28 protein-coding genes are annotated in these 24,250 nt (G+C 62.0%); 10 read left to right on the top strand and 18 right to left on the bottom strand.

Features of this window, described 5'->3' with window-relative positions; genetic code table 11:
• Positions 1-155 precede the first annotated feature (155 nt).
• The gene (locus J3P91_RS06850) at positions 156-1,094 is read right to left on the bottom strand and encodes an aspartyl/asparaginyl beta-hydroxylase domain-containing protein (RefSeq protein WP_434605012.1); all 939 of its coding nucleotides are present in this window, start codon (positions 1,092-1,094) and stop codon (positions 156-158) included.
• A gap of 356 nt (positions 1,095-1,450) precedes the next feature.
• Positions 1,451-2,425, bottom strand: a complete 975-nt coding sequence (gene cysK, locus J3P91_RS06845; RefSeq protein ID WP_434569459.1) for a cysteine synthase A — start codon at positions 2,423-2,425, stop codon at positions 1,451-1,453.
• Positions 2,426-2,551: 126 nt separating this feature from the next.
• Here cysK and J3P91_RS06840 point away from each other — a divergent pair, with 126 nt between their 5' ends.
• The gene (locus tag J3P91_RS06840; protein ID WP_434603071.1) at positions 2,552-3,628 is read left to right on the top strand and encodes a DUF748 domain-containing protein; all 1,077 of its coding nucleotides are present in this window, start codon (positions 2,552-2,554) and stop codon (positions 3,626-3,628) included.
• On the opposite strand, the gene J3P91_RS06835 is transcribed toward J3P91_RS06840, so the two are convergent.
• Entirely contained in the window at positions 3,625-4,125 is a 501-nt protein-coding gene (locus J3P91_RS06835; protein ID WP_434603070.1) for a DUF2442 domain-containing protein, read from the bottom strand. The genes J3P91_RS06840 and J3P91_RS06835 overlap by 4 nt on opposite strands.
• Positions 4,113-4,343, bottom strand: a complete 231-nt coding sequence (locus tag J3P91_RS06830; protein WP_434605010.1) for a DUF4160 domain-containing protein — start codon at positions 4,341-4,343, stop codon at positions 4,113-4,115. Before J3P91_RS06830 ends, J3P91_RS06835 begins: the two co-directional genes overlap by 13 nt.
• A gap of 199 nt (positions 4,344-4,542) precedes the next feature.
• Between J3P91_RS06830 and J3P91_RS06825 the strand changes: the two genes are divergently transcribed.
• Positions 4,543-5,388 carry an AAA family ATPase gene (locus tag J3P91_RS06825; protein ID WP_304550908.1) on the top strand — a complete coding sequence of 282 codons (846 nt, stop codon included), beginning with the start codon at positions 4,543-4,545 and terminating at the stop codon, positions 5,386-5,388.
• Between the two features lie 34 nt (positions 5,389-5,422).
• Positions 5,423-6,601: a vWA domain-containing protein gene (locus J3P91_RS06820; RefSeq protein ID WP_305496176.1), complete on the top strand. Its 1,179-nt coding sequence runs from the start codon at positions 5,423-5,425 to the stop codon at positions 6,599-6,601.
• Between the two features lie 122 nt (positions 6,602-6,723).
• On the opposite strand, the gene J3P91_RS06815 is transcribed toward J3P91_RS06820, so the two are convergent.
• The 7 genes from J3P91_RS06815 to J3P91_RS06785 form a co-directional block, all read right to left on the bottom strand.
• Positions 6,724-7,644 carry a biotin-dependent carboxyltransferase family protein gene (locus J3P91_RS06815; protein ID WP_434603069.1) on the bottom strand — a complete coding sequence of 307 codons (921 nt, stop codon included), beginning with the start codon at positions 7,642-7,644 and terminating at the stop codon, positions 6,724-6,726.
• A complete protein-coding gene (gene pxpB / locus J3P91_RS06810; RefSeq protein ID WP_434603068.1) occupies positions 7,641-8,345 on the bottom strand; it encodes a 5-oxoprolinase subunit PxpB in 705 nt (234 codons plus the stop codon). The genes J3P91_RS06815 and pxpB overlap by 4 nt, the downstream gene beginning before the upstream one ends.
• On the bottom strand, positions 8,342-9,094 hold the full coding sequence (locus J3P91_RS06805) for a 5-oxoprolinase subunit PxpA (RefSeq protein ID WP_434603067.1): 753 nt from the start codon (positions 9,092-9,094) through the stop codon (positions 8,342-8,344). The genes pxpB and J3P91_RS06805 overlap by 4 nt, the downstream gene beginning before the upstream one ends.
• A 63-nt stretch (positions 9,095-9,157) precedes the next feature.
• Entirely contained in the window at positions 9,158-10,444 is a 1,287-nt protein-coding gene (locus tag J3P91_RS06800; RefSeq protein WP_305496180.1) for an MFS transporter, read from the bottom strand.
• Positions 10,445-10,728: 284 nt separating this feature from the next.
• On the bottom strand, positions 10,729-11,271 hold the full coding sequence (locus tag J3P91_RS06795; RefSeq protein ID WP_305496181.1) for a DUF2937 family protein: 543 nt from the start codon (positions 11,269-11,271) through the stop codon (positions 10,729-10,731).
• Between the two features lie 12 nt (positions 11,272-11,283).
• On the bottom strand, positions 11,284-12,060 hold the full coding sequence (locus tag J3P91_RS06790; RefSeq protein ID WP_305496182.1) for a class II glutamine amidotransferase: 777 nt from the start codon (positions 12,058-12,060) through the stop codon (positions 11,284-11,286).
• A 31-nt stretch (positions 12,061-12,091) separates the two neighbouring features.
• Positions 12,092-12,586 carry an MFS transporter gene (locus J3P91_RS06785; RefSeq protein ID WP_305496183.1) on the bottom strand — a complete coding sequence of 165 codons (495 nt, stop codon included), beginning with the start codon at positions 12,584-12,586 and terminating at the stop codon, positions 12,092-12,094.
• Positions 12,587-12,745: 159 nt separating this feature from the next.
• Here J3P91_RS06785 and J3P91_RS06780 point away from each other — a divergent pair, with 159 nt between their 5' ends.
• On the top strand, positions 12,746-14,800 hold the full coding sequence (locus tag J3P91_RS06780) for a S9 family peptidase (protein ID WP_434603066.1): 2,055 nt from the start codon (positions 12,746-12,748) through the stop codon (positions 14,798-14,800).
• A 210-nt stretch (positions 14,801-15,010) separates the two neighbouring features.
• A complete protein-coding gene (locus J3P91_RS06775) occupies positions 15,011-15,484 on the top strand; it encodes a cyclic nucleotide-binding domain-containing protein (RefSeq protein ID WP_434569467.1) in 474 nt (157 codons plus the stop codon).
• 141 nt (positions 15,485-15,625) lie between these two features.
• On the opposite strand, the gene J3P91_RS06770 is transcribed toward J3P91_RS06775, so the two are convergent.
• Positions 15,626-15,913 (bottom strand): hypothetical protein, encoded by a 288-nt coding sequence (locus J3P91_RS06770; protein ID WP_434603065.1) that lies wholly within the window; start codon positions 15,911-15,913, stop codon positions 15,626-15,628.
• Positions 15,914-15,989: 76 nt separating this feature from the next.
• On the opposite strand from J3P91_RS06770, the gene J3P91_RS06765 reads away from it, so the two are divergent.
• The 4 genes from J3P91_RS06765 to J3P91_RS06750 all read left to right on the top strand — a co-directional run bounded on the left by J3P91_RS06765 (position 15,990) and on the right by J3P91_RS06750 (position 18,225).
• Entirely contained in the window at positions 15,990-16,676 is a 687-nt protein-coding gene (locus J3P91_RS06765) for a spermidine synthase (RefSeq protein WP_434603064.1), read from the top strand.
• Positions 16,677-16,723: 47 nt separating this feature from the next.
• Positions 16,724-17,098, top strand: a complete 375-nt coding sequence (locus J3P91_RS06760; protein WP_434603063.1) for a YajD family HNH nuclease — start codon at positions 16,724-16,726, stop codon at positions 17,096-17,098.
• Between the two features lie 201 nt (positions 17,099-17,299).
• Complete coding sequence (locus J3P91_RS06755; RefSeq protein WP_264432809.1) at positions 17,300-17,770, top strand: RNA methyltransferase; 471 nt, start codon at positions 17,300-17,302, stop codon at positions 17,768-17,770.
• A 77-nt stretch (positions 17,771-17,847) separates the two neighbouring features.
• A complete protein-coding gene (locus J3P91_RS06750; RefSeq protein ID WP_434603062.1) occupies positions 17,848-18,225 on the top strand; it encodes a YgaP family membrane protein in 378 nt (125 codons plus the stop codon).
• Positions 18,226-18,367: 142 nt separating this feature from the next.
• Here the strand turns inward: J3P91_RS06750 and J3P91_RS06745 are convergent, their stop codons facing one another.
• Together J3P91_RS06745 and J3P91_RS06740 are read right to left on the bottom strand one after the other, a co-directional pair.
• Positions 18,368-19,597 (bottom strand): hypothetical protein, encoded by a 1,230-nt coding sequence (locus J3P91_RS06745; protein WP_434603061.1) that lies wholly within the window; start codon positions 19,595-19,597, stop codon positions 18,368-18,370.
• Between the two features lie 30 nt (positions 19,598-19,627).
• Positions 19,628-20,077 (bottom strand): YcgN family cysteine cluster protein, encoded by a 450-nt coding sequence (locus tag J3P91_RS06740; protein WP_003184256.1) that lies wholly within the window; start codon positions 20,075-20,077, stop codon positions 19,628-19,630.
• A gap of 160 nt (positions 20,078-20,237) precedes the next feature.
• Between J3P91_RS06740 and J3P91_RS06735 the strand changes: the two genes are divergently transcribed.
• A complete protein-coding gene (locus J3P91_RS06735) occupies positions 20,238-20,831 on the top strand; it encodes a nitroreductase family protein (RefSeq protein ID WP_434569471.1) in 594 nt (197 codons plus the stop codon).
• Positions 20,832-20,958: 127 nt separating this feature from the next.
• On the opposite strand, the gene J3P91_RS06730 is transcribed toward J3P91_RS06735, so the two are convergent.
• From J3P91_RS06730 to J3P91_RS06715, 4 genes are all read right to left on the bottom strand, one after another.
• On the bottom strand, positions 20,959-21,891 hold the full coding sequence (locus J3P91_RS06730; protein ID WP_434569472.1) for a D-2-hydroxyacid dehydrogenase: 933 nt from the start codon (positions 21,889-21,891) through the stop codon (positions 20,959-20,961).
• Between the two features lie 119 nt (positions 21,892-22,010).
• The gene (locus tag J3P91_RS06725) at positions 22,011-22,304 is read right to left on the bottom strand and encodes a YcgL domain-containing protein (RefSeq protein WP_030141193.1); all 294 of its coding nucleotides are present in this window, start codon (positions 22,302-22,304) and stop codon (positions 22,011-22,013) included.
• Positions 22,301-23,434: a ribonuclease D gene (rnd, locus tag J3P91_RS06720; RefSeq protein ID WP_434569473.1), complete on the bottom strand. Its 1,134-nt coding sequence runs from the start codon at positions 23,432-23,434 to the stop codon at positions 22,301-22,303. The genes J3P91_RS06725 and rnd overlap by 4 nt, the downstream gene beginning before the upstream one ends.
• Positions 23,435-23,555: 121 nt before the next feature.
• Complete coding sequence (locus J3P91_RS06715; RefSeq protein WP_434603060.1) at positions 23,556-24,197, bottom strand: class I SAM-dependent methyltransferase; 642 nt, start codon at positions 24,195-24,197, stop codon at positions 23,556-23,558.
• Positions 24,198-24,250: the final 53 nt, after the last annotated feature.

Below are 24,250 nucleotides of genomic sequence, written 5' to 3'. Positions count from 1 at the left end.
CTCAGGCTGCGGATTCCCGCACGGCACGACGCCAGCGTTGAACGCTGGAACCACAACCGCGGTGAATGGGAATGCAGGCATGAGCCGATCTCTTGAGGGATGGGTCCGAAGACCGAGCGCCGACTATAACCAGCGCCAGATGTGTAACGCAATGTTTAAACGAACAACCAGTAGCCCAGCGCCGTCAACACTGTCACCGCCAACACCGGTCGCATCATCCGATAGGCCTTGGGATGCCGGCGCTTGAATTGCTTGACCCGACCGCTGATGCCGTCGCTGAACGTCTTGCTCCAGGCATAGGCGCGGTTGATGCCGCCGACGTGCTCGTCGTCCAGGTTTTGCGGCGCGGTGGCGCGGCCGAGGAAGGCACTGATGGCGCGATTGAAACGAGTCATCAAGGGATTTTTAAGGGGACGCTCGATATCGCAGAACAGGATCACGCGCGTCTGGTCTGTTTCATTGCGGACCCAATGCACATACGTTTCATCGAACATCACATCTTCGCCGTCGCGCCAGGCGTAGACCTGCCCGTCGACGAAGATCCGGCAATCATCGGAGTTGGGCGTGGACAGCCCCAGGTGATATCGCAGGGAACCGGCGAACGGGTCACGATGGGGATTGAGGTGGCTGCCCCCCGGCAACAGGGCGAACATCGCGCCACGCACGTTGGGAATCCGATTGACCAGCTCGACGGTCCGGGGGCACAACAACTCGGCCGACGGCAGCGGTTTGTCGTACCACTTGAGGTAGAAGCGCTTCCAGCCTTTCTTGAAGAACGAACCGAAACCGGCGTCGTTGTTTTTCTCGGCGGCGCGGATATAACCCTCGTCGAACAGGTGCATGGCTTCGTCGCGGATCACTTGCCAGTTTTCCTTGAGGACGTCCAGCTCAGGAAACTCGCGGCGATCCAGATAGGGTTTGGAGGGCACCTTGGAAAACAAGTACATCAAGGCGTTGTAAGGGGCAAACAACGCCGAGTGGTTGACGAACTGGCGCAACACCGGCAGACGCGCCTTGCCACGCAAATGCACAAAAAGCGTACTGCCCACAAACAGCAGCAACACCGAGGCCTTGGCGACAAACGAAACGCTCATTTCTTTCAACTCCTTGTTTGAATTGCGCAGCGCCATCAGCCCGACGCGGCGGCTGGCCATGTTAGATATCCTCATGCAGATGAAACATCGTCAGACGCGACATTCACTGTTGAGGATTACGCAACAAAGCCCTTGTTAACATGCGTCAGCTGAACCTTGGCTGACGCATCGAACGATCTTCCACCTGCCCTCCAGAGGGCGAGATCTTTTTGTGGCGAGGGAGCTTGCTCCCGCTGGCGTGCGAAGCGCGCCCCTGCAATCGGCGGCACGCCTCAATCCCGGGCGCCTGCTTCGCAGTCGAGCGGGAGCAAGCTCCCTCGCCACAAGAGCCTTCCGCCGCTAAATCCAGCGTTCAGTTACTGCTGAGTCTCCTGCTCGGTAAACAGGTCACTGAACAACATGCTCGACAGGTACCGTTCGCCCGAATCAGGCAGGATCACCACGATCGTCTTGCCCAGCATTTCCGGTTTTTCCGCCAGGCGCACCGCCACGGCCATGGCTGCGCCGCAGGAAATGCCGCAAAGGATGCCCTCTTCCTGCATCAGGCGCAGGGCCATGGCCTTGGACTCCTCATCGGTCACTCGCTCGACCTGGTCGACAATCGACAGATCGAGGTTCTTCGGCACAAAACCCGCACCGATCCCCTGGATCTTGTGCGGGCTCGGCTTGATCTCCTGCCCCGCCATCGCCTGGGTAATCACCGGCGACGCCTCGGGCTCCACCGCCACCGACAGGATCGGTTTGCCACAGGTGTTCTTGATATACCGAGAGACCCCGGTAATGGTTCCACCCGTACCCACCCCCGCGACCAGCACGTCCACCGCGCCATCGGTATCGTTCCAGATTTCCGGACCGGTGGTTTTTTCATGGATCGCCGGGTTCGCCGGATTATCGAACTGCTGCGGCATGAAATATTTCGACGGGTCGCTGGCGAGGATCTCGGCGGCCTTCTCGATGGCGCCCTTCATGCCCTTGGCCGGCTCAGTGAGCACCAGCTCCGCGCCCAGCGCCTTGAGCACCTTGCGCCGCTCGATGCTCATGGACGCCGGCATGGTCAGCATCAGCTTGTAGCCACGGGCGGCGGCGACGAACGCCAGGCCAATGCCGGTATTACCCGAGGTTGGCTCGACGATGGTCATGCCGGGCTTGAGACGACCTGAGCTTTCAGCGTCCCAGATCATGTTTGCGCCGATCCGGCACTTGACCGAATAACCCGGGTTGCGCCCTTCGATCTTCGCCAGGATGGTCACGCCGCGCGGGGCGATGCGGTTGATCTGCACCAGTGGCGTATTGCCTATGGAATGGGCGTTGTCAGCGTATATACGACTCATGACCGGGTCCTTAATGCAGAGGGAATTTAGCGCTTAAAGGTAAGCCTGTTGCCAAAGGGCGTCCAGTTGCAGCGAACGTTCCAGTTGTTACGAGAGTCAATGGCTTTAACAACGGAGACTACTGACATGAAGCGTCGATACAGTTGGCCACTGTGGGCCTTCGTCGCCATCGTTGCACTGCTGGTGGCCGTGCATTTCGCGCTGCCTTATCTGGTGCGCGACTACCTGAACGACAAATTGGCGGACATGGGCGACTACCGCGGCCAGGTCAGCGATGTCGACCTCGCGCTCTGGCGCGGCGCCTACCGGATCAATGGCCTGAAAATCGTCAAGGTCGATGGCAAGATCCCGGTGCCATTCGTCGACGCGCCACTGGTCGACCTGTCCGTGAGCTGGCACTCGCTCTGGTATGACCATGCGGTGGTGGCCGCCGTGGAGTTCACCCATCCCGAGGTCAACTTCGTTGACGGCGGGCCCAACCGGCAGAACTCCCAGACCGGCCGGGGTACCAATTGGCGTGAACAATTGAGCAAACTGATGCCCATCACCCTGAACGAGGTGCGGATCAGCGACGGCAAGGCCACGTTTCGCAACTTCAACTCCAAACCACCGGTCAATCTGCGAGCTACCAACGTCAACGCCAGCTTTTATAACCTGACCAATGTGGTCGACACCGAAGGCAAGCGCGACGCCCGTTTCGAAGGCAAGGCCCTGGTGGCCGAGCATGCGCCACTGGAAGTCCAGGCAACCTTCGATCCATTGAGCGACTTCGAGGATTTCGATTTCCGCCTGCGCGCCACCAACATCGAGCTCAAGCGCCTGAACGACTTTGCCGCGGCCTATGGCAAGTTCGATTTCAACGCCGGCCACGGCGACCTTGTAGTCGAGGCCGAAGCCGATAACGCCCGGCTCAGCGGTTACATCAAGCCGCTGCTTCGCGATGTGGACGTGTTCGACTGGCAACAGGACGTCGAAAACAAGAACAAGAACATCTTCCGCTCGGTCTGGGAAGCCTTGGTCGGCACGGGCGAAACCGCCCTGAAAAACCAGAGCAAGAACCAGTTCGCCACTCGCGTGGAGCTCAGCGGCAACGTGCATCAGCAGAACATCAGCGCCTTCGAAGCCTTCCTGCAGATTCTGCGCAACGGTTTCGTCCAGGCCTTCAATGCCCGTTATGAACAGCCGCCGCCCTCCAAAGACTAGGTCTTGGGAGTGACAACGTAGCGACCTTTTTGCTCCGCCACCGCCCGGCCCGTACCGCGTTGCAGAGAGTCCCAGCCCAGGCATGCAAGAGCCAGCGATCGCGGTACCGCCTCACGGCCGCTGCTGTAGCGAGTGATACTGCGCGGACTGACCCCCAGCGCTTCGGCCGCCTTGTTTAATGGCAACCCGGTTCGGGCGCGCCAATCGATGAAAATACGGGTGTTTTCATCCGCGGCATTCTGGGCCAATGCGTTGAAATACAAGGTGTCGGCGCCGATCTGGATATCCAGGTCCGGCCACTCCACACTCCAGCCGTCGTCGCCCAGGGCTGCGCCACCAAACGCACCGTCTTCAAGCAATGGCTGCAAGCCCGGATAACTTTGCACATCGGCGCTCAAGTCCAGCCTCAGTTGTTGACCGTCGATGAATGTCAGTTCGAGACTGAACGGCAATAAAGGCTGCACGGCCATTAGCCGCGGCCGTTTCATGGGTAGCATCGTTGCCAATCCTCCAGCAGTTGCGCCTGATGGGCCCGGACCCAGTCCAGCGCTTCCTTGATAATCAATGGCGGAGCGCGGCCCATCATGACTTCAACGGTCTCTAGGCCCAGGACGACATCCACTCCGCCACCGGTGAGGTGGACATGGGGAGGTGGATGATCCCTTTCCCGCAATTGGATGCGATAGGTATCTCTGAATCGATATTTAGTGGACATGCCATCGAATGTATCGCCGATTTGGCGATAGGCAATACTGGCAAGACGCCGAGACTGAGTCAACATGTGACGCCCCATTCAGAGACTGAATACAGCGTCTGCGTTCACAGTCGGCGGGGCCGCGCGTTATAGTCGGGCACGACATTTATTTCGCGCGCCCCGCCTCGCCGGGCCGGCGACACCGTTCGAGGATTTGCAGATGAAGTTCGAAGGCACCCGCGCCTACGTGGCCACCGATGACCTGAAACTGGCGGTGAACGCCGCCATCACCCTGGAACGGCCGTTACTGGTCAAGGGCGAACCGGGCACCGGCAAGACCATGTTGGCCGAACAACTGGCGGAGTCCTTCGGCGCGCGCCTGATCACCTGGCACATCAAGTCCACGACCAAGGCCCACCAAGGCCTCTACGAATACGATGCGGTCAGCCGCCTGCGTGATTCACAGCTGGGCGTGGACAAGGTCCACGACGTGCGCAACTACCTGAAGAAGGGCAAGCTCTGGGAAGCGTTCGAGTCCGAAGAGCGGGTCATCCTGCTGATCGACGAAATCGACAAGGCCGACATCGAGTTCCCCAACGACTTGCTGCAGGAACTCGACAAGATGGAGTTCTACGTCTACGAGACGGACGAAACCATCAAGGCCAAGCAGCGCCCGATCATCATCATTACCTCCAACAACGAAAAGGAACTGCCGGACGCCTTCCTGCGCCGCTGCTTCTTCCATTACATCGCCTTCCCCGACCGCGCCACCCTGCAGAAAATCGTCGACGTGCACTACCCGGACATCAAGAAAGACCTGGTCAGCGAAGCGCTGGACGTGTTCTTCGACGTGCGCAAGGTGCCGGGTCTGAAGAAAAAACCTTCCACCTCCGAACTGGTGGACTGGCTCAAGCTGCTGATGGCCGACAACATCGGCGAAGCGGTGCTGCGCGAGCGTGATCCGACCAAGGCTATCCCGCCGCTGGCCGGCGCCCTGGTCAAGAACGAACAGGACGTGCAATTGCTTGAGCGCCTGGCGTTCATGAGCCGTCGCGGCACTCGCTGATCCTCTTCGTCCAACAAGAGCGAGGGCGATTGCCATGCTGCTTAACCTGTTCAATGAGATGCGCGCCGCCAAGGTGCCGGTGTCGGTGCGCGAACTGCTGGACCTGATCAACGCGCTGAAACAGCGGGTGATCTTCGCCGACATGGACGAGTTCTATTACCTGTCCCGGGCCATCCTGGTGAAGGACGAACGGCATTTCGACAAGTTCGACCGCGCGTTCGGCGCTTACTTCAATGGTCTGGAAAAACTTGATGATCATCTGCAGGCATTGATTCCCGAGGACTGGTTGCGCAAGGAGTTCGAGCGCTCCCTGACCGATGAGGAACGGGCACAGATCCAGTCCCTGGGCGGTCTGGACAAGCTGATCGAAGAGTTCAAGAAGCGTCTGGAAGAACAGAAGGAACGCCACGCCGGCGGCAACAAGTGGATCGGCACCGGCGGCACCAGCCCGTTCGGTTCCGGCGGCTTCAACCCCGAAGGCATCCGGGTCGGCGACGCTGGCAAGCGCCAGGGCAAGGCCGTGAAAGTCTGGGATCAGCGCGAGTACAAGAACCTCGACGACCAGGTGGAACTGGGCACTCGCAATATCAAGATCGCCCTGCGCCGCCTGCGCAAGTTCGCCCGCCAGGGCGCGGCCGAAGAGCTGGACATCGACGGCACCATCGATCACACCGCCCGGGACGCTGGCCTGTTGAACATCCAGATGCGCCCGGAGCGCCGCAACACCGTCAAGCTCCTGCTGCTGTTCGACATCGGCGGCTCGATGGACGCCCATGTGAAGATCTGCGAGGAGCTGTTCTCGGCCTGCAAGACCGAGTTCAAGCACCTGGAGTATTTCTACTTCCACAACTTCGTCTACGAATCGGTGTGGAAGAACAACCTGCGTCGCACCTCGGAGCGCACTTCGACCCAGGACCTGCTGCACAAATACGGCGCCGACTACAAAGTGATCTTCATCGGCGACGCGGCCATGGCCCCCTACGAGATCACCCAGGCCGGCGGCAGCGTCGAGCACTGGAACGAAGAAGCCGGTTATGTGTGGATGCAGCGCTTCATGGAGAAGTACAAGAAGCTCATCTGGATCAATCCGTACCCGAAGGACACCTGGGGTTACACCGCCTCGACCAATATCGTCCGTGAGTTGGTGGAGGACCGGATGTATCCGCTGACGTTGCGAGGGTTGGAGGAAGGGATGCGGTTTCTTTCCAAGTAAAGTCTTCCGGTGCCTGTAAGGGCCTCTTCGCGAGCAGGCTCGCTCCCACACTGAATCTTCGTCACATATGGGGTCCACCCTGTGGGAGCGAGCCTGCTCCGGGCGGCGATCCGACGAAGCTTTTAGCGGTTTAACAACCCCCGCATACACTCAACCTGCTGCCGATGCGCCACCTCCTGCACCACCGGCCGCAACCGCAGTTGCGTCCCTGGCAGGCATTGCGCCAACCGGGCCAGGGACAGCGGCGTCAAGGCGCCCAGGCGCGGATAACCGCCGATGGTCTGCCGATCATTGAGCAGCACGATCGGCTGGCCGTCCGGCGGCACCTGCACGGCGCCGAGCGGAATGCCTTCGGAAATCATCGCCGGGCCCTGGTATTCCAGCGCCGGACCGAGCAAGCGCATGCCCATGCGATCGGCGCGACTGTCCAGCGTCCACGGTGTATTGAAGGCATCGAACAGGCTGCGTCCGCTGAACGCGCCATTTTGCGCACCGAGGATCAGGTCCAGCGGCTGCAGCTGCTGAAAGTCCGGAATCCGCCTGTGCGGCATCGGCCGAGGCGTTGCCGATCCTGAATAACTCAGCTGCTCACCGCGACTCAGCGCCCGCCCCCGCCCATCCAGGCCACCGAGTTCTTCGCGCACCACCGTCGCCCGGCTGCCCAGCACCGCAGGCGCATTAAAGCCGCCGGGAGCCGCCAGGTAGGCGCGGGCACCGAGCACCGGCTGAGTGAGCGCCAACGTCTGGCCTTGGCGCAGGCTGAAGAAGCGCCACGACGCCACGCCCTGCCCGTCTATCCGCGCGCCCAGGTCCGCACCGGCCAGCGCCAGCACGCAATCCTCCTCGGCCACCACGGTAAAACCGCCGAGGGTGATTTCCACCACCGCCGCGTCCGGGGCGTTGCCCAGCATCCAATTGGCCCAGCTCATCGACAGCCAGTCCGCCGCGCCGCCCTGGGTCACGCCCAGGTGCCTGACGCCGAAGCGGCCAGTGTCCTGCAACAGGCACAGCGCTGTGCTGGCCTCGATCAACAGACGGCTCATGCCTGTGCCTCCAACGGTGTGTCGTCGCCGCCCAGGGCAATGAACTCAGCGTGACCGACAGCGGCAAAACGCACCGTGTCGCCGGGCTGCATCAGGCTGTAGCCATCGCGCTCGCGGTCGAACAATTTGGCTGGGGTGCGGCCGATCAGGTTCCAGCCGCCAGGCGATACCACCGGATACGCGGCGGTCTGGCGCTCGGCGATTCCGACGCTGCCCGCCGCGACCCGTTTGCGTGGGGTGTCGAGTCGCGGTGCGGCCAGTTCCTCGTCCACCAGCCCCATGAAAGCGAATCCCGGCGCGAAGCCCAGGGCGAACACCTGATATTCGCGCTCACTGTGACACTGGATGACTTGCGTCACCGTCAACCCGCTGCGGCTCGCCAGCAGGTCCAGCTCCGGCCCGACACTTGGGTCGTACCACACCGGCAGCACATGGCATTGCCCGGCGGACCGGGCATCCGGCGAGAGGTTGTTCAGCGCTTCGCCGATCAACTCGCGGGCCTGGGTCGGAGTCAGGGCGAGCAAATCGTAATGCACCATCAGGGTGGTGTAGGACGGCACCAGATCGATCAGATCATCGGCGAAAACCGCGCGCAGGCGCTCGCTCGCAGCGAGCATCCACGGCATGTTGGCCTCGGCGATTTCATCGAACAGACGCACCATCAGGCAGTCCACCGCCACCACTTCCACGCGTGGTTTCATGGCGCGCTCTGCCGGTCGAGGGCCTCGCGGATACGCTGCACGGCCGCCACGGAGCTGGCGTTGTCGCCGTGCACACACAACGTATCGGCGTGCAGATTCAAGGCGCTGCCGTCGCTGGCCGTCAGCGCGTCGCCGCGGGCAATGGTCAGTGCCTGCCCGATGATCACCTCGGAATCGTGATGCACCGCCCCCGGCAATTGCCGCGAGACCAGGCGACCGGCGCTGTCATAGGCCCGGTCGGCAAAGGCTTCGAACCACAGGGTCACACCGTATTCGTCGCCCAGGGACTGGGCGGCGCTGTTGTCCCGGGTCGCCAGCAGCATCAGCGGCAACTGCCGGTCATACGCGGCGATGGCCTCGATAACAGCACGCAGTTGCGCCGGGTTGGCCATCATGTCGTTGTACATCGCACCATGGGGTTTGACGTAGCTGACCTGTCCACCCTGGGCCCGGCAGATACCGTCCAGGGCGCCGATCTGGTAGTGCAGCAGGTCTTGCAGCTCCTGGGCGCCATAGGCCATGGAGCGGCGGCCGAAGCCCGCCAGGTCCTGATAGGCCGGGTGCGCGCCGATCCGTACGCCGTGGCTCAGGGCGAGGCTGACGGTCTTGCGCATGATGCTCGGGTCGCCGGCATGAAAGCCGCAGGCGATGTTGGCGCAATCTATGAAGGGCATCACCTCGGCGTCCAGACCCATGGTCCAGTTGCCGAAGCTTTCGCCAATGTCGCAGTTCAGTAGCAGGCGGTTCACGGTGAACGCTCCTGTGGATTCTTTCTTATGGACCATGGGGATCGCACCCCCACAGGTTATCAATCAGTCGGCTTCCAACTGCTTGCCCTGAGTCTCCGGCAGGCTCAGGGCCGCCAGGATCACCACGCCATAGGACACCGCCGCGAAGGCTCCGATACCGACGCTCAGCGGCACCTTCTGGCTCAGGATACCGATCAACAGCGGAAACAGCGCCGCCACCGCGCGGCCAATGTTGTAGCAGAAGCCCTGCCCCGATCCGCGGATGCGCGTGGGGAACAGTTCGGTGAGGAACGACCCCATGCCGCTGAACATGCCCGAAGCGAAGAAGCCCAAGGGGAAGCCCAGCCACAGCATCACGTTGTTGCTCACCGGCACCTGGGTGTACAGCAGCACGATGGTGAAGGAACCGACGGCAAACAGGACGAAATTTTTCTTGCGTCCGAGGATGTCGGACAAATAAGCGCTGATGACGTAACCCACGTAAGAGCCGACGATCACCATCGCCAGGTAGCCGCCGGTACTCAGGACGCTCAAGCCGCGCTCGTTTTTCAGGAAGGTCGGCAGCCAGGAGGTGATGGCGTAGTAGCCACCCAGCGCGCCAGTGGTCAGCAGCGAGGCTCGAATCGTCGTGAACAGAATGCCGGGGGCAAAAATCTCGTAGAACTTCGCTGGGTTCTCGGGCGTCAGCCGGGCCTTGGTCTGGTTATAGACTTCCGGGTCCTTGACCAGCCGGCGAACGAAGATCACGAACACCGCCGGCACGATGCCGAGGATGAACAATGCGCGCCAGGCGTCTTCCGGCGGCAGCACCGAGAACAGCAGCGCATACAGAATCGCCGTCATGCCCCAGCCCAGGGCCCAGCCCGATTGCACCATGCCGACCGCCTTGCCACGGTCCTTGGCGCGAATCACTTCGCCCATCAACACGGCGCCGGCGGTCCACTCGCCGCCGAAGCCGAAGCCCATCAGCGTGCGGGCGATCAACAGTTGTTCGTAGTTCTGGGCGAAACCGCAGAGAAAGGTGAAAAACGCAAACCACAATACCGTCAATTGCAACGTGCGCACTCGACCGATGCGGTCCGAGAGAATGCCCGCCACCCAGCCGCCGATGGCCGAAGCGATCAAGGTGCTGGTGTGAATCAGCCCCGCTTCACCCGTGCTGATGCCCCACATCGCGATGAGCGTCGGCACCACGAAGCTGAGCATCTGGGTGTCCATGCCGTCCAGGGCGTAACCGATCTTGCAGCTCCAGAAGGTGCGCCGTTCCTGCTGGTTGATGTTGCGATACCAATCGAACGGACCGGAGCGGGCCTGGGGTTGGGGGACGCCGAGCGTGTCGGGTGCACTCATGGTGGTTCTCCACGGGTTTTATTGTTGTGAGTCTCGACGACGCTGGCGTGGAGACCGTTGCCCCGATTCTTGAGCCCACGGCTGATCGCGTCCAACGAATAAAACCTTGGCCGGGTCATAAGAAAAACTTGATTGGGCAGCACATCGCCAGGAAAGGCGGACCGCTTTTGTGGCGAGGGAGCTTGCTCCCGCTCGAGTGCGTAGCGCTCGCAAAATCTTGGGGCCGCTCCGCAGCCCAGCGGGAGCAAGCTCCCTCGCCACAGGAAGCTCACTGAACCATCGAGTCAGAGTCCGCGCAGGTCACGCTCTTCGATCGGCCGGCTCTGGCGCAGGCGCTTGCCACCCAGCACCACCCAGTCGATCAGGCGGAACAGGCATTCCAGGCCGAACGACAGCAACATCGCGCCGCTGATGCCCCAGATCATCGCCTCGGGGGTCAGCAGGATCTGGTAGCTGTAGCCGTTCCAGGTTTCCTTGCGGATGTCCGGATCGGCGGCCAGGGCCACCTGCAGCAGGCGGATGTACCACGGGCCCTGCATTGCCTGGAACTGCTTGTCCAGAGCCTGCTGGCGCACGAGCAAGGTGTTCAGGCTGTCGGCATCGCTGCGAAAGATCGGGTCTTCACTGGCGCGGTAATGCGCCACCAGGGCCTGCATGTCACCCTTGAAGAACTGGTTGGCGGTGCCCTGGAACCCCTGCAGGCCAGTCTGCGCCTCGATCAGGTGGGCCTCGACCCGCTTGGCGTAATCATTGACGAAGCCCGGCACCTGGACCCCAACCAGCAGGCCCACCGCGAACAACACCAACCGTAGATAACTGAGCAACATAACGTGACGTCCTTATTCGGTCCGGCCATGGCTGACGCATTCGCCGCGTCGCCACAGGCTCCATTGGCCCGGTTCGTAGCGGGTCCAGGTTTCGTTTTCGGTCAAGGGTTCGGTGGCAATCACCGTGACCACGTCGTTGGGCGTGGTTTCGGCCTGGAAGTCGACAATCACGTCCACATCCTTTAGCCGCGCCGGGCCGAACGGTGCGCGCCGGGTGATCTGCGCCAGTTTGGTCGAGCAATAGCAGAACAGCCAGTCGCCGTCACTGAGCAGGCAATTGAACACGCCCTTGCTGCGGTATTCGCTGCACGCCTCGATCAAGGCCGGCAGCAACTGCTCGACCTCCACCGGCTCAGGATAAGCCTGGCGCACGCGGTTGAGCAGGTCGCAGAACGCCGCCTCGCTGTCGGTATCGCCCACCGGGCGGTAGAAACTCACGCCCGGCTGGAAATCGGCGAGCTGGCCGTTGTGGGCGAAACACCAGTTGCGCCCCCATAACTCCCGCACGAACGGGTGGGTGTTGGACAGGCAGACCTTGCCGACGTTGGCCTGGCGGATGTGACCGATGACCACTTCGCTCTTGATCGGATAACGTTGCACCAGGTTCGCCACTTCCGACTCGCTGCTGGCGGCCGGGTCCTGGAACAGGCGCAGGCCACGGCCTTCATAAAAAGCGATGCCCCAGCCGTCGCGGTGCGGCCCGGTCTTGCCGCCGCGCTGCATCAGCCCGGTGAAGCTGAAGACGATATCGGTCGGCACATTGGCGCTCATGCCCAATAACTCACACATGCTCGAACCCTCGTTTGATTGGGCAGCCCGGTTACAGGCGCGGTTCGATACGCGAACGCTGGGGATTGCTCGGCACGGGTGGGCGACCATAACGGTCATCACCGGCCACGCCGAACGCAGGCTCGTCGTCAGGCTCGGCAGCGGCGGCCGCTTTGGCCGCGGCGGCCCGCTCCTGGCGAGCCTTGGCCGCGCGTTCGACAGGAATACGGATCAGCACCAGGACGAGATAGAGGCCGAAGGCGATCATGGCGTACATGAGCAGGTCGGACGCTGCGCGCCAGACGTTGTTGCCAACCTTGAAGAGCAGGTCCAGAGCGGCAATGGCCAGCGCCGGGGCGACCTTTTCCTTCACCGGGTCGACGATGGTCGGGCTGAACAGCAACACCGCCATCAGCAGCCGCAGCGGCTCGCGCAACCAGCGCCACATGAAGCGGGTCATGCGCATCCACACCAGGAGGCAGCCGAGGGCGGCGAAGGCGTAGAGACCCCAGGCAATCAGATAATCGTTCTCGGTCATGGTGTCCATGGCAAGGCAGGCAAAGAGGCGCTTATAGTAACGGCTTTTCGCTCGTCAGGCTGCCCCGGCATCTGCCGGATGCCCGGCGGGGTGAGTTTTTCGGTCCGGCTACCGAACTGACCCCGTCGGCCACTTGTCCCTGTTCGTATCATGCTTGAGAGTTTTTCCATGCCCCTATCCGCCCACGTTCCCGACGCCCCGATTGCCCGCAAGGCCCCCGGTGTTGACCCCTACGCCTGGCTGCAGGAGCGCGACACCGACGCCGTGCTCGAATACCTGAAGGCTGAAAACAGCTACCAGCAAGCCCGGCTCGCCGATCAGGCCGAACTGCGCGAAACGCTGTTCCAGGAAATCAAGGGACGAATCCTCGAAACCGACCTCTCCCTGCCCTCGCCCTGGGGCCCTTACCTGTATTACACCCGCACCACGGCGGGTGATGAATACGCTCGCCATTACCGTTGCCCGCGTCCGGCCGATGACAGCCTGACGATCGATGAAAGTCGTGAACAGCTGTTGCTGGACCCGAACGCGCTGGCCGATGGCGGTTTCTTTTCCCTCGGCGCGTTCAGCATCAGCCCCGACCATCAGCGTCTGGCCTACAGCCTGGACACCAGCGGCGATGAGATCTACACGCTGTTCGTCAAAGAACTGTCCAACGACAAGGTCAGCGAGCTGTCCTTCGAAAACTGCGACGGCAGCATGACCTGGGCCAACGACAGCCTGACGCTGTTCTTCGGCGAACTTGACGATACCCATCGCCCGCACAAGCTGCTGCGCTATCGCCTGGACGGCACCGCCGCCGAAGAAGTGTTCCATGAGCCGGACGGGCGCTTTTTCCTGCATTGCTACCGTTCAAGCTCCGAGCGGCAGTTGATCCTGTCCCTGGGCAGCAAGACCACCAGCGAAGTCTGGGTGCTGGACGCGGCGCAACCACAACAACCGTTTACCTGCGTCGCGCCACGGGTAGAGAACCACGAATACGATGTCGACCATGGCCTGCTCGAAGGGCAATGGACCTGGTTCATCCGCAGCAACCGCGACGGCATCAATTTCGCCCTGTACCAGGCGCCTGATATGGGCGAAGCGCCGGCCGAAGCCGACTGGCAGAACCTGATCCCCCACAGTGACGCGGTGATGATTGACGGCCTGAGCCTGAACGCCAGCGCCATGACATTGAGCCTGCGCGAGGGCGGCCTGCCGATCATCGAAGTCCACCCACAAGGTTTACCGGCCTATCGGGTGCAATTGCCGGACGCGGCCTACAGCCTGCACGTGCAGAACAGCCTGGAGTTTGTCAGCGAGCGCATTCGCCTGCGCTACGAAGCGCTGAATCGTCCGGCGCAGATCCGCCAGCTGGACCTGGCCAGCGGTGCTCAGGTCGTACTCAAGCAAACCCCGGTGCTGGGTCCGTTTGATGCCGATGCGTATGTCAGCCAACGGCTTTGGGCGACGGCACCGGACGGTACGCAAGTGCCAATCAGTCTGGTGGTCAAGCGCGAGGCCTTGGGCAAACCCGTGCCGCTGTACTTGTACGGCTACGGCGCCTATGGCGAAAGCCTCGACCCGTGGTTCTCCCATTCGCGCTTGAGCCTGCTGGATCGTGGCGTAGCGTTTGCCATCGCCCATGTGCGCGGCGGCGGCGAACTGGGCGAGGCCTGGTATCGCGCCGGCAAGCAGGAGCACAAGCACAACACTTTCAGTGATTTCATCGCTTGCGCCGAACACCTGATCGCCCAGGGCTTCACCTCGGCCGATCAGTTGGCGATCAGCGGCGGCAGCGCCGGTGGCCTGCTGATCGGCGCAGTCCTCAACCAACGCCCGGACCTGTTCAAGGTGGCGATCGCCGAAGTGCCGTTCGTCGACGTGCTCAACACCATGCTCGACCCCGAACTGCCACTGACCGTGACCGAATACGACGAATGGGGCAACCCCGAGGAGCCGGACGTCTATGATCGGATCCGGGCCTACGCGCCGTACGAAAACGTCCGCGCCCAGGCGTATCCGGCGATGCTGGTGATCGCCGGCTACAACGACAGCCGCGTGCAGTACTGGGAAGCGGCCAAGTGGGTGGCGAAACTGCGCGCGACCAAGACCGACGAAAACCCGCTGCTACTCAAGACCGAACTGGGCGCTGGCCATGGCGGCATGAGCGGCCGCTACCAGGGATTGCGTGACGTAGCGCTCGAATATGCATTTGTCTTGAAGGTTTTGGGCGTGGCTTGAGGAACTCTGCGGGATGGCCGGGTCTTAGCTCCATACCTGGCTCGACTGGATCAAATGTGGGAGCGAGCCTGCTCGCGATGACGGTGGATCGGCCTGCCCCAACGTTGGCTGAAAGACCGAATTCGCGAGCAGGCTCGCTCCCACAGGGAATCGCCTTACATTCAAGACAATCCAAAATCGCAGAACACGATAAGAAAAGACCGTGACGACATGTCAGAACCGACCTTACTGAACAACCAAATTCGCGACTGGCTGATGGACTGTGGTCTCTTCGACCAACTGCTGCCCGTCGACTTCGCCGCGGCATCGGGCTATTTCAGCATCAGTACCGTCGCCCAGGGCGAAGCGATTTTTCGCGAGGGCGATGCCGGCAGTTTCATGTGCATCCTTCACACCGGCCAGGTGGCCGTGCAGAAAACCGGCCCCGACGGCCAGCCCGTGACCATCGCCACGCTGCGCAGCGGCCGCGCCTTCGGCGAAATGGCCGTGCTCGACGGCGAACGACGCTCGGCCAGTTGCATCGCCGCCACCGAATGTCAGTTGTTGAACCTGGGCAAGGACTCCCTGGAAAAAATGCTCAACGACGCACCGAAGATCGCCGCCAAGATCATCCGCGCCCTCGCCGTCTCCCTGTCCAAGCGCCTGCGCATGGCCGACGGGCAGTTGCTGTCGCAGCAGGTGTAGCTGAACCATTGGACCTTGCACGAGCCCCTGTGGGAGCGAGCTTGCTCGCGATAGCGGTGTGTCAGTCGACTTTAATTCTGACCGATCCGCCGCCATCGCGAGCAAGCTCGCTCCCACAGGTTATGGCGTCGAGTTAAAAATCTAACCCCCCGGCGACTTCGCCTTCGCCGGCTTCGGTTCCATGCCCGGGATCGGCTGGTCCTTCGGCGGCCTGGGCATTTCGATCGGCGGCAACAGCGGCGGGCCGCCACCCGGTGGGGCAGCCTTGGGCACGCCGTTGAGCGTGACCGGCGGATACGGCATGGGCGTGGCGGTGCCCGGCGCCCCGGGAATGCTCGGCGGGTTGACGGGAATCGTCGGTTGCTGGGCCTGGGCGCAACTTATCGAGAGCGCCGCCACGGCAATGGCCGTTAGAATGGTGCACTTCATCAATGGCTCCGTGGCTATTGTCTGCTTTCAGGCTAGTCCCAACCGGGCCGGTCTGCCCCATTCCCATGAGATTTCCATGAAACGTTTCGTTCTTCTCGACACCACGCCCATTCCCGACAACAGCGGTGCCTTGTGCCTTTTCGAGTATGGCGAAGATTTCGTCATCAAGATCCAGGGCGGTGACGGCGGACAGTTGATGAATACCCGCATGCACGGTTCCGAAGATGCCCTGGCCGAGATTCCCTGTCGCAAGGTCGCCGGCCGTCCCGGCTCGCGGGTGCTGATCGGTGGTCTCGGCATGGGCTTCACCCTCGCCTCCGCCCTGAAACACCTGGGCAAGAGCGCCGAAGTGGTAGTGGCCGAGCTGGTCCCGGGTGTGGTCGAGTGGAACCGCGGCCCCCTCGGCGAAAAGGCCGGGCGACCGCTGTCGGACCCGCGCACCGTGGTCCGCATGGAAGACGTCGCCAAGGTCCTGCAAGCCGAGCCGCAGGGGTTCGACGCGATCATGCTGGATGTCGACAACGGCCCGGAAGGCCTGACCCAGAAAGCCAACAGTTGGCTGTATTCGGCCGGCGGCCTGGCCGCGTGCGCCAAGGCCCTGCGCCCCAAGGGCGTGCTGGCGGTATGGTCGGCCAGCGCTGACCGGCAGTTTTCCGACAAGCTGAAAAAGGCCGGCTTCAAGGCCGAAGAGGTGCAAGTGTTCGCCCATGGCAACAAGGGCACCCGCCACACCATCTGGATTGCCGAGAAGCTCAAGGGCTGAGCTAAACTCTGTCCAACCGTCATCAGTCTTTTTACAAAGGTGAACCCATGAGTTCGTCCACCCCACCGCCCAACACCGCCAAGCTCGACCGCATCCTCGCCGACGCCCAGCGCGACCGGGAAATGGGCTACCGCGACAAAGCCCTGAAAATGTACCCCCACGTCTGCGGTCGCTGCGCCCGTGAGTTTTCCGGCAAGCGCCTGAGCGAACTGACCGTCCATCACCGTGACCACAACCACGACAACAACCCGCAGGACGGTTCCAACTGGGAACTGCTGTGCCTGTACTGCCACGACAACGAGCACTCGCGCTATACCGACCAGCAATACTTCGGCGACGGCTCCCTGAGCACGCCGAAGATCGCCAAGGCGACGCACAACCCCTTCGCCGCGCTGGCCGGGTTGATGAAAAAAGACGAGTAGTCGTCATTACCCAAAAATGTTGCAGACTGTCAGGCCGCCATCGCGAGCAAGCTCGCTCCCACAGGTTTTGTGGACGCCGAAAATCCAGTGTGGGAGCGAGCTTGCTCGCGATGGCAATCTAACAAACACCACTGATCTCGAACCTGACCAGCCTCACCCATTCCCCGTATAATCGCGCCTTTTCCCAAAGGCACCCCGTCCGTGGCCAACAAACGCTACAGCTGCATCGGTCTGTTCAACCCCAAGTCGCCGGAAAACGTCGGTTCGGTCATGCGTGCCGCTGGCTGTTACGGCGTCGCGTCGGTGTTCTACACCGGCAAGCGCTACGAACGCGCTGCCGACTTCGTTACCGACACCAAAAAAGTCCACTACGACATCCCGCTGATCGGCATCGACGACCTGAAAAAGATCCTGCCCCTGGGCTGCGTGCCGGTGGCCGTGGAACTGGTGGACGGCGCCCGTCCCTTGCCCGAATACACCCATCCGGACCGGGCCCTGTACATCTTCGGCCCGGAAGACGGTTCCCTGGACAAGGACATCCGCGACTGGTGCGAAGACGTGATCTATATCCCCACCAACGGCTGCATGAACCTGGCCGCTACAGTCAACGTCGTGCTCTACGACCGCATGGCCAAAGGCAACAACACCCGCTCGGGGCCGCAATTTCGCTGACCGGCGGGAAATTCCATGGAACGACGGATTCGCTCTGGCAGTCAGCTTTATACACATCCCCACACTGGAGACAGATCATGAGCGACAACAATCCGTTCGGGCCGGTTGAGACTACCCCTTTCCAAACCCGCAGCCCGCAGAATGTGCACGGCTGGGAGCGCATTGGGTCACTGGCCGGTGGGGTGCTGATGATGGGCAAGGGCTTGCGCCGCGGCGGTGTGATCGGCCTGGCCCAACTGGCAATCGGCGGCATGGCCCTGGCCCGCGGCATCACCGGACATTGTTCGGCCAAGACCCTGCTGGAAAAAAACCGTCAGCACCTGCACGACGCCCGCGCCCGGATCGAGCAGGCCGGTGATGAACTGAGCCGCATGAAAACCAATGCCGAGGCGGCGACCGGCACCGCTACGGTGACGGGAAATGATTCGTTGGTTTCGCCGAAGGCTGGGCTCTGAGCGGACAGATGCGTAGAGGCTGATGGCCCCATCGTCGGAACGCCGCCCGGAGCAAGCTCGCTCCCACACTGGATCTTCAATGGACACACTATTTGTGTACGACTCGATCAATGTGGGAGCGAGCTTGCTCGCGATGGCGGTGTTACTGGAGTAACCGGCTATCCAGAACAGTTGAGCCTGCACCCAGAACACTTTCACTGAGCTGCACAAACTCCTCGGTGTCGACGGTTTCCAACCGCATCGCCCCTTGCAGTACATCATCCAGCGAACGCTTGTTGCGGGTCTTCAGGCGAATTTCCCGATCAAGCTCCTGCAACAGCAGCACCGCCTTGGACACCATTGCAGGGCTCACCTGTTCACCACGCAATGTCGTAACGCCCTTGCTGTCCCGGCCGAGTCGATCATTCAGTGCCTGGTAACGCTCGTCGCTCATGCCGCCGGCACGGCGCAGCAATTCGATGGCGTAATACTCGTTGAGCCCTTCGCTGATCCAATCGCTGCGATCATGATCGTTGATGCGCGCCAGCACCTGGACCAACTCCCGCAATAACGGGCTGCTGCCCCGTTCGCTGACCAATGCCGGACGGCTGTGCAGGTAAATCGATTCATGGCCGCCCTGGGCGCCACGCCACATCGGGTCGCCCGCGCCAACGATCAACAGCTTGGCCGGATGGCGCGGCACGATTGCCTGCACCTGCGGCCAGACGAAGGTCAGCAGCGTCAGCACGTCCATCCGCCGCATGCCCTGGCCTCGCGGCGAAGCCACGGTCACTTCGGTCTCGCCCAGGCGCGTGCGGCGGCTGCCGAGCTTGCCGGCCAGCATCCAGCCCGTCGGTCGGTCGAACAGGCGCGAAGGGTTGTCGATGCGAAAACGCTGCTTGCCGATACGCGGCCAGGGCGTCTCGATGCTTTGCCAGCCACCCGGCAATTCGAATTCCAGGCGTGAAACCAGTTCAGTGCCGTCCTGCTGATCCAGCCTGGCTGGCGGTACCAGGTCATCACCGCGCAGCAGCGCCCATCCGGGGGTCATGCGGGTCTCAAAGGAGCCGTTTTTGCGCGACTCGCTGAGGCGGACGCGATAAGTCAGGCTCGCCTTGTCAGCAGCTGGGCGCCAGACGCCCCGAGCTTCGTGACCGGGAGTCAGTTGCCACTGGCCATCGGCTTTGAAATCACTGTAGCGACCATCGCTTCCAAGATCGAAATCCAGGCTGCGCACCGCCGAGCCCCGCGCCAGCGTCAGGCGCACTTCGGCCTGGTCGCTCTGCGGCAACAGGTGGATGTGATAATCCAGATCGACTTTCTGCGCGGCCCACAGCGGTCCGCTCACTGCCAGCAGCCCGGCCGCCAGCATCCATTTCAATCCTGCAGCCATGGGTTCTCCTGGGGTGCGATGGCGGGTGTTTCAGCCGGCGCGGAAAATCAGGTGATCTTCCCAATCCTCTTCAGCCACGCTGCCTTCGGCGAGCATGCGCCCGGATTGGGAAATGCGTTCGTGGTGCACCGCGTCACGGTCGCCGCAGACCAGATGGTGCCAAAGCGGCAGGTCCTTGCCCTCGCTGACCAGGCGATAGCCGCAGGTTGGCGGCAACCATTTGAACTCATCGGCCTTGCCTGGCGTGAGCTGGATGCAATCAGGAACAAAGTCGCGACGATTGGGGTAATCGGTGCACTGACATGTCTTCAGGTCGAGCAATTTGCAGGCGATACGCGTGTAGTAGACGCTGTTGTCGTCTTCGTCTTCGAGCTTTTGCAGGCAGCACAGGCCACAGCCGTCACACAGCGATTCCCACTCCTGTGAATCAAGCTGATCGAGGGTTTTGCGTATCCAGAACGGTTCGACTTTGGCGGCCATGGCTCAAGCATCAACATCACGTGGTGAAAAGGCCGACAGTCTAGTGCCGGGGCCTCTTGAGGCCAAGCATTGGCGACTGTCGGTACAAGGGGGCTTGTCAGCCCGGATGTGTGGACGTAGGTTGCTTCATCACGTTCCCGATCCCAGCCAAGGTAAGCCCATGAGTGCCAATCCCCGCATCGCCGAATACGCCATCCACCCCCAGTTCATCGAACGCTGGTCGCCCCGCGCTTTCACCGCTGAAAGCATTTGCGAAGAAACCCTGCTGAGCTTCTTCGAAGCCGCGCGCTGGGCGCCTTCGGCCTACAACTCGCAGCCGTGGCGTTTCCTGTATGCCCGTCGCGACACGCCGAACTGGGAGCGTTACCTGGGCTTGCTCAACGAATTCAACCGTGGCTGGGCCCAACACGCCTCGGCGCTGGTGATCATCGCCTCGAAAACCACCTTCGCGGTGCCCGGCGCCACCGAGGAAACCCCGGCCCAGTGCCACACCTTCGACACGGGCGCGGCCTGGGGCCACCTGGCGTTGCAAGCGAGCCTCAGCGGCTGGCACACCCATGGCATGGCCGGCTTCGACCAGGAGCTGACCCGCAAGGAACTGAAGATCCCCGACGGCTACGCTCTGCACGCGGCCGTGGCGATTGGCAAGCTGGGAGACAAATCGACGCTGGCCGACTACCTCCAGGCCCGCGAAGTCCCGAGCCCGCGCCGGCCGTTGAGCGAACTGGTGGCCGAGGGTGATTTCACCTTCTGATCTCGACACACCCCCTGCGGGAGCGAGCTTGCTCGCGATGGCGTCAAGTCAGCCAACATTGATGTCGACTGATAAACCGCTATCGCGAGCAAGCTCGCTCCCACAATGGACCGCATTGAATGCCGGATCAGTAGCCCCGACTGAAATCCACTTCCCCGCGCAACGCTTCGCCGGCCTCATAGGCTCGCAGGTTCTCCAGGAACAACTGCACCATCATCGGCGGCGACGTCGGTGCGGAGCTGTGGCCGGTCAGCAACAATCCCCAGGCGGTCCAGAACGGATGGCGCTGTGGCAACGGCTCCTGGCGGCACACGTCGATTACCGCACCGGCCAGGTGCCCGTCCTGCAACGCTTGCACCAGGTCCGCGTCGACCACGGCCACGCCACGGCCGACATTGATGAACAGCCCGGTGGGTTTGAATTGCTTGAACAACGCCGCGTCGTAGATATCGTGAGTGTCCGGTGTATTCGGCAACAGATTGATCACGTAGTCCACCTCGCCCACCAGACGGGGCAAGTCCTGCAACGCGCCAACTTCAATAAACGGCGCCAATTCCCGAGCTTCACTGGCGATGCCGTACAACTGCACGCCAAATGGCACCAGGAACTCAGCCACGCGGCGACCGATATCGCCGGTCCCGACGATCAATACCTTGCGGCCCGCCAGGCTCTGGCTCTGGCGATTGTCCCATTTGCGCTCCACCTGGCTGACCAGGCGCGCCAGGACTTCGCGCTCATGCCCGAGCATGTAGGTGAGCACATATTCGGCCATGACCTGACCAAAAATGCCCACCGCGCGGGTCAGGCGGTAATCACGGGCCAGGCCCTCGGCCAGCAGCGGGGTGATGCCTGCCCAGGTCGATTGCAGCCAACGGGGCTTGTGGCCCTGACGCAACAAGGTCGCCAGCAAGTCCGGCTGGCCGAGCCAGACCGGGCAATCGGCGGCCAGGCGTGACAGTTCAGCGGAGTCGCCGCTGGTCAGGATTTCGATATCGGCTGCAGCCTGGCGCAGGAGCTGGGCATACATCGCGTGGTCGTGTTCGGCAATCAGAACGCGCATGAATCAAACCTTTCAAAAACAGTGCAAACGACCGCCGACAGAGTGTTGCTCCATCTTCGCGGCCATCCCGATAATCATTCCAGTGTTTCGAGAGCCCCCAGGACGGACGCCCAAGGCAATCAGACCGGGTCGTTGCGGCGCAACAACTCTTCGGGCAAATGCTCGATGTATTCGTCCTCTGCCGGTGGCATCTGCAGGTGATAACCCTGGGTATCGAGGTTCTCAAGCACCTTGTTGATGTCTTCGCGGGACAATTGCCGCTCCGGGCTCAGAACCAGGTCGAAGGCATGGATCGCCTTGCCGAAGGCCGCCATCAATGGCTCAGGCACACGGGCCAATGCCTCGCTCTTGAGCACATACAGGTACATCTCGTTTTTCTTCGAGCTTCGGTAGATGGAGCAGATACGTTTCAAGGCTGTTCTCCGGCGGTGGCCAGGCTGTCGAGCAGCGCCTGGCCCATCAACTCGCGGCGCCAGCCACGCAGCGAATCGGGCAGTTGGTAAGGTCCCTCGGGATAGCCGCTCTTGATCAGGGCTTCGAGGGTTTTCTTGCGAAGCATCAATTCAGGCGCAATGCCCAGGCGCTCGGCTTCAGCCTGGCCCAGCGCCTTGAGGCGCTTGAGCAGCGCCGCGGCCTCGATGGGCAGCGGCTCGGCCACGGCGGGCGGCCATTGCTCGGGCGGCACGCTGCCGGCACGCTTGATCAGGTCCAGCAGGAATTCGCCGTCCTGACGCACCGTGCGCGGGTGCATGTCTTCTATTTTTGCCAGCGCGCCGAGGTTATCCGGTTGCGTGCGGGCCAAGGGCCACAGCGAATGCTCGCGGATAATGCGGTTACGCGGCAGGTCACGGGCTCGCGCCTCGCGTTCGCGCCAGGCGTAAAGCTCGCGCAGTACGGCCAATTGCGCACGGGAGAGCTTCCAGGCCAGCTTGGCCTCGCGGTAGACCTCATACGGGTCGATTTCACGTCGCAGGTTGGCCACCAGCTCGGCGCCATCCTCCAATACCCAGGCGTACTTTTCATCGGAAAGCTTCGGGCGCAACTCGACGAAAACTTCCGCCAGGTGCACGGCATCCTCGGCGGCGTAGCTAATCTGCGTCTCGGAAAGGGGCCGCTGCAACCAGTCGGAACGGGTCTCGCCCTTGGGCAACTCGATACCCAGCACTTCCTGCACCAGCCGCGAGTAACCCATCGAAAAGCCCAGGTTCAGGTAAGCGGCGGCCAGCTGGGTGTCGAACAGCGGCGCGGGCAGGCTGCCCGTCAGGCGCAGCAAGACTTCCAGATCCTCGCTGCAGGCATGCAACACCTTGAGCACAGCCGGGTTCTCCAGCAGCGCAGCCAAGGGTTGCCAGTCATCAATGGTCAATGGGTCGATCAGGTAGGCGCTTTTACCGTCACCGATCTGCAGCAAGCCGGCAATGGGATAAAAGGTGTCGACCCGCATGAATTCGGTGTCGAGGGCGACGAATGGCAACTGTTGCCATTCGGCGCAAAACCGACCGAGGCTATCGTTGTCGCGAATCCAGTGAATATCGATGGCCACACGGCTCTCCCTTGAAGAATGGCGCGCAGTATATATCGCCGTCGGCGATTGCGAGCATCTACGGAGCAAGAGCTTTAGAGAAATCGCCTGCGCAAACGCAAGAATAGTCCTACATCAGCGGTTAACTGGTCTTACGTAATACATAAACCCGCTTCAGGGCAAAACCGGGCAGGAAATCCTGATACCACTGCACGCTGAAACCGGCTTCGATAAACTCCGCTTCGACCCGGGCCCGGTCGACCAGGCGCCTGGGTGGCGGCTGGCCGGTTCTCAGCCGGCCCTCGATCTGGACCGACACGATCACTGTGTCGCGGCTGACCCGATGGAATTCGCGCAGCAACGCCAGGCGATGCTCGCTGGCCTGGATATGCAGAAACAGTTGCAGACAAAAAATACAGTCCACCGCGTTCGCGGATAGCCCGAGGGTGAACGCAGAACTCGGGAAGGTCCTGACCCGCTCAAGCAACGCTTGCTCGTGGTGGGCGAGCGCGTGATCAAGCATTTGCGGCGACGGGTCCGCCGCCAGGATCACCCGGTTGGCATGTTCGGCCAGCACTGGCCAGAAGCGCCCCGCCCCGCACGCCACATCCAGCACCAGGCCGGGCTCGCCGGCGGCCTTCAGAGCGTTGCGCACCAACTGCTCGTCACGCCAGAACACCAGGCGCAACCGCCGAGGCGCCGGTTGACGGCACGTTTGCGCATGCTCCTGCTCGTGCTGTCGGGCGAATTCAAGCTCGACGGTGGATGGGGATTGCCCGGGCATACTCACAGCTCAGTAAAAATAAGTGAGCAACAGCTTAAACAGTGCCGCGTGAA

Source organism: Pseudomonas sp. Z4-7 (assembly GCF_051131965.1).
GTDB lineage: Bacteria > Pseudomonadota > Gammaproteobacteria > Pseudomonadales > Pseudomonadaceae > Aquipseudomonas.
The sequence above is the reverse complement of the archived record's forward strand: the minus strand, read 5'-3'. Positions and strand labels throughout refer to the sequence as shown.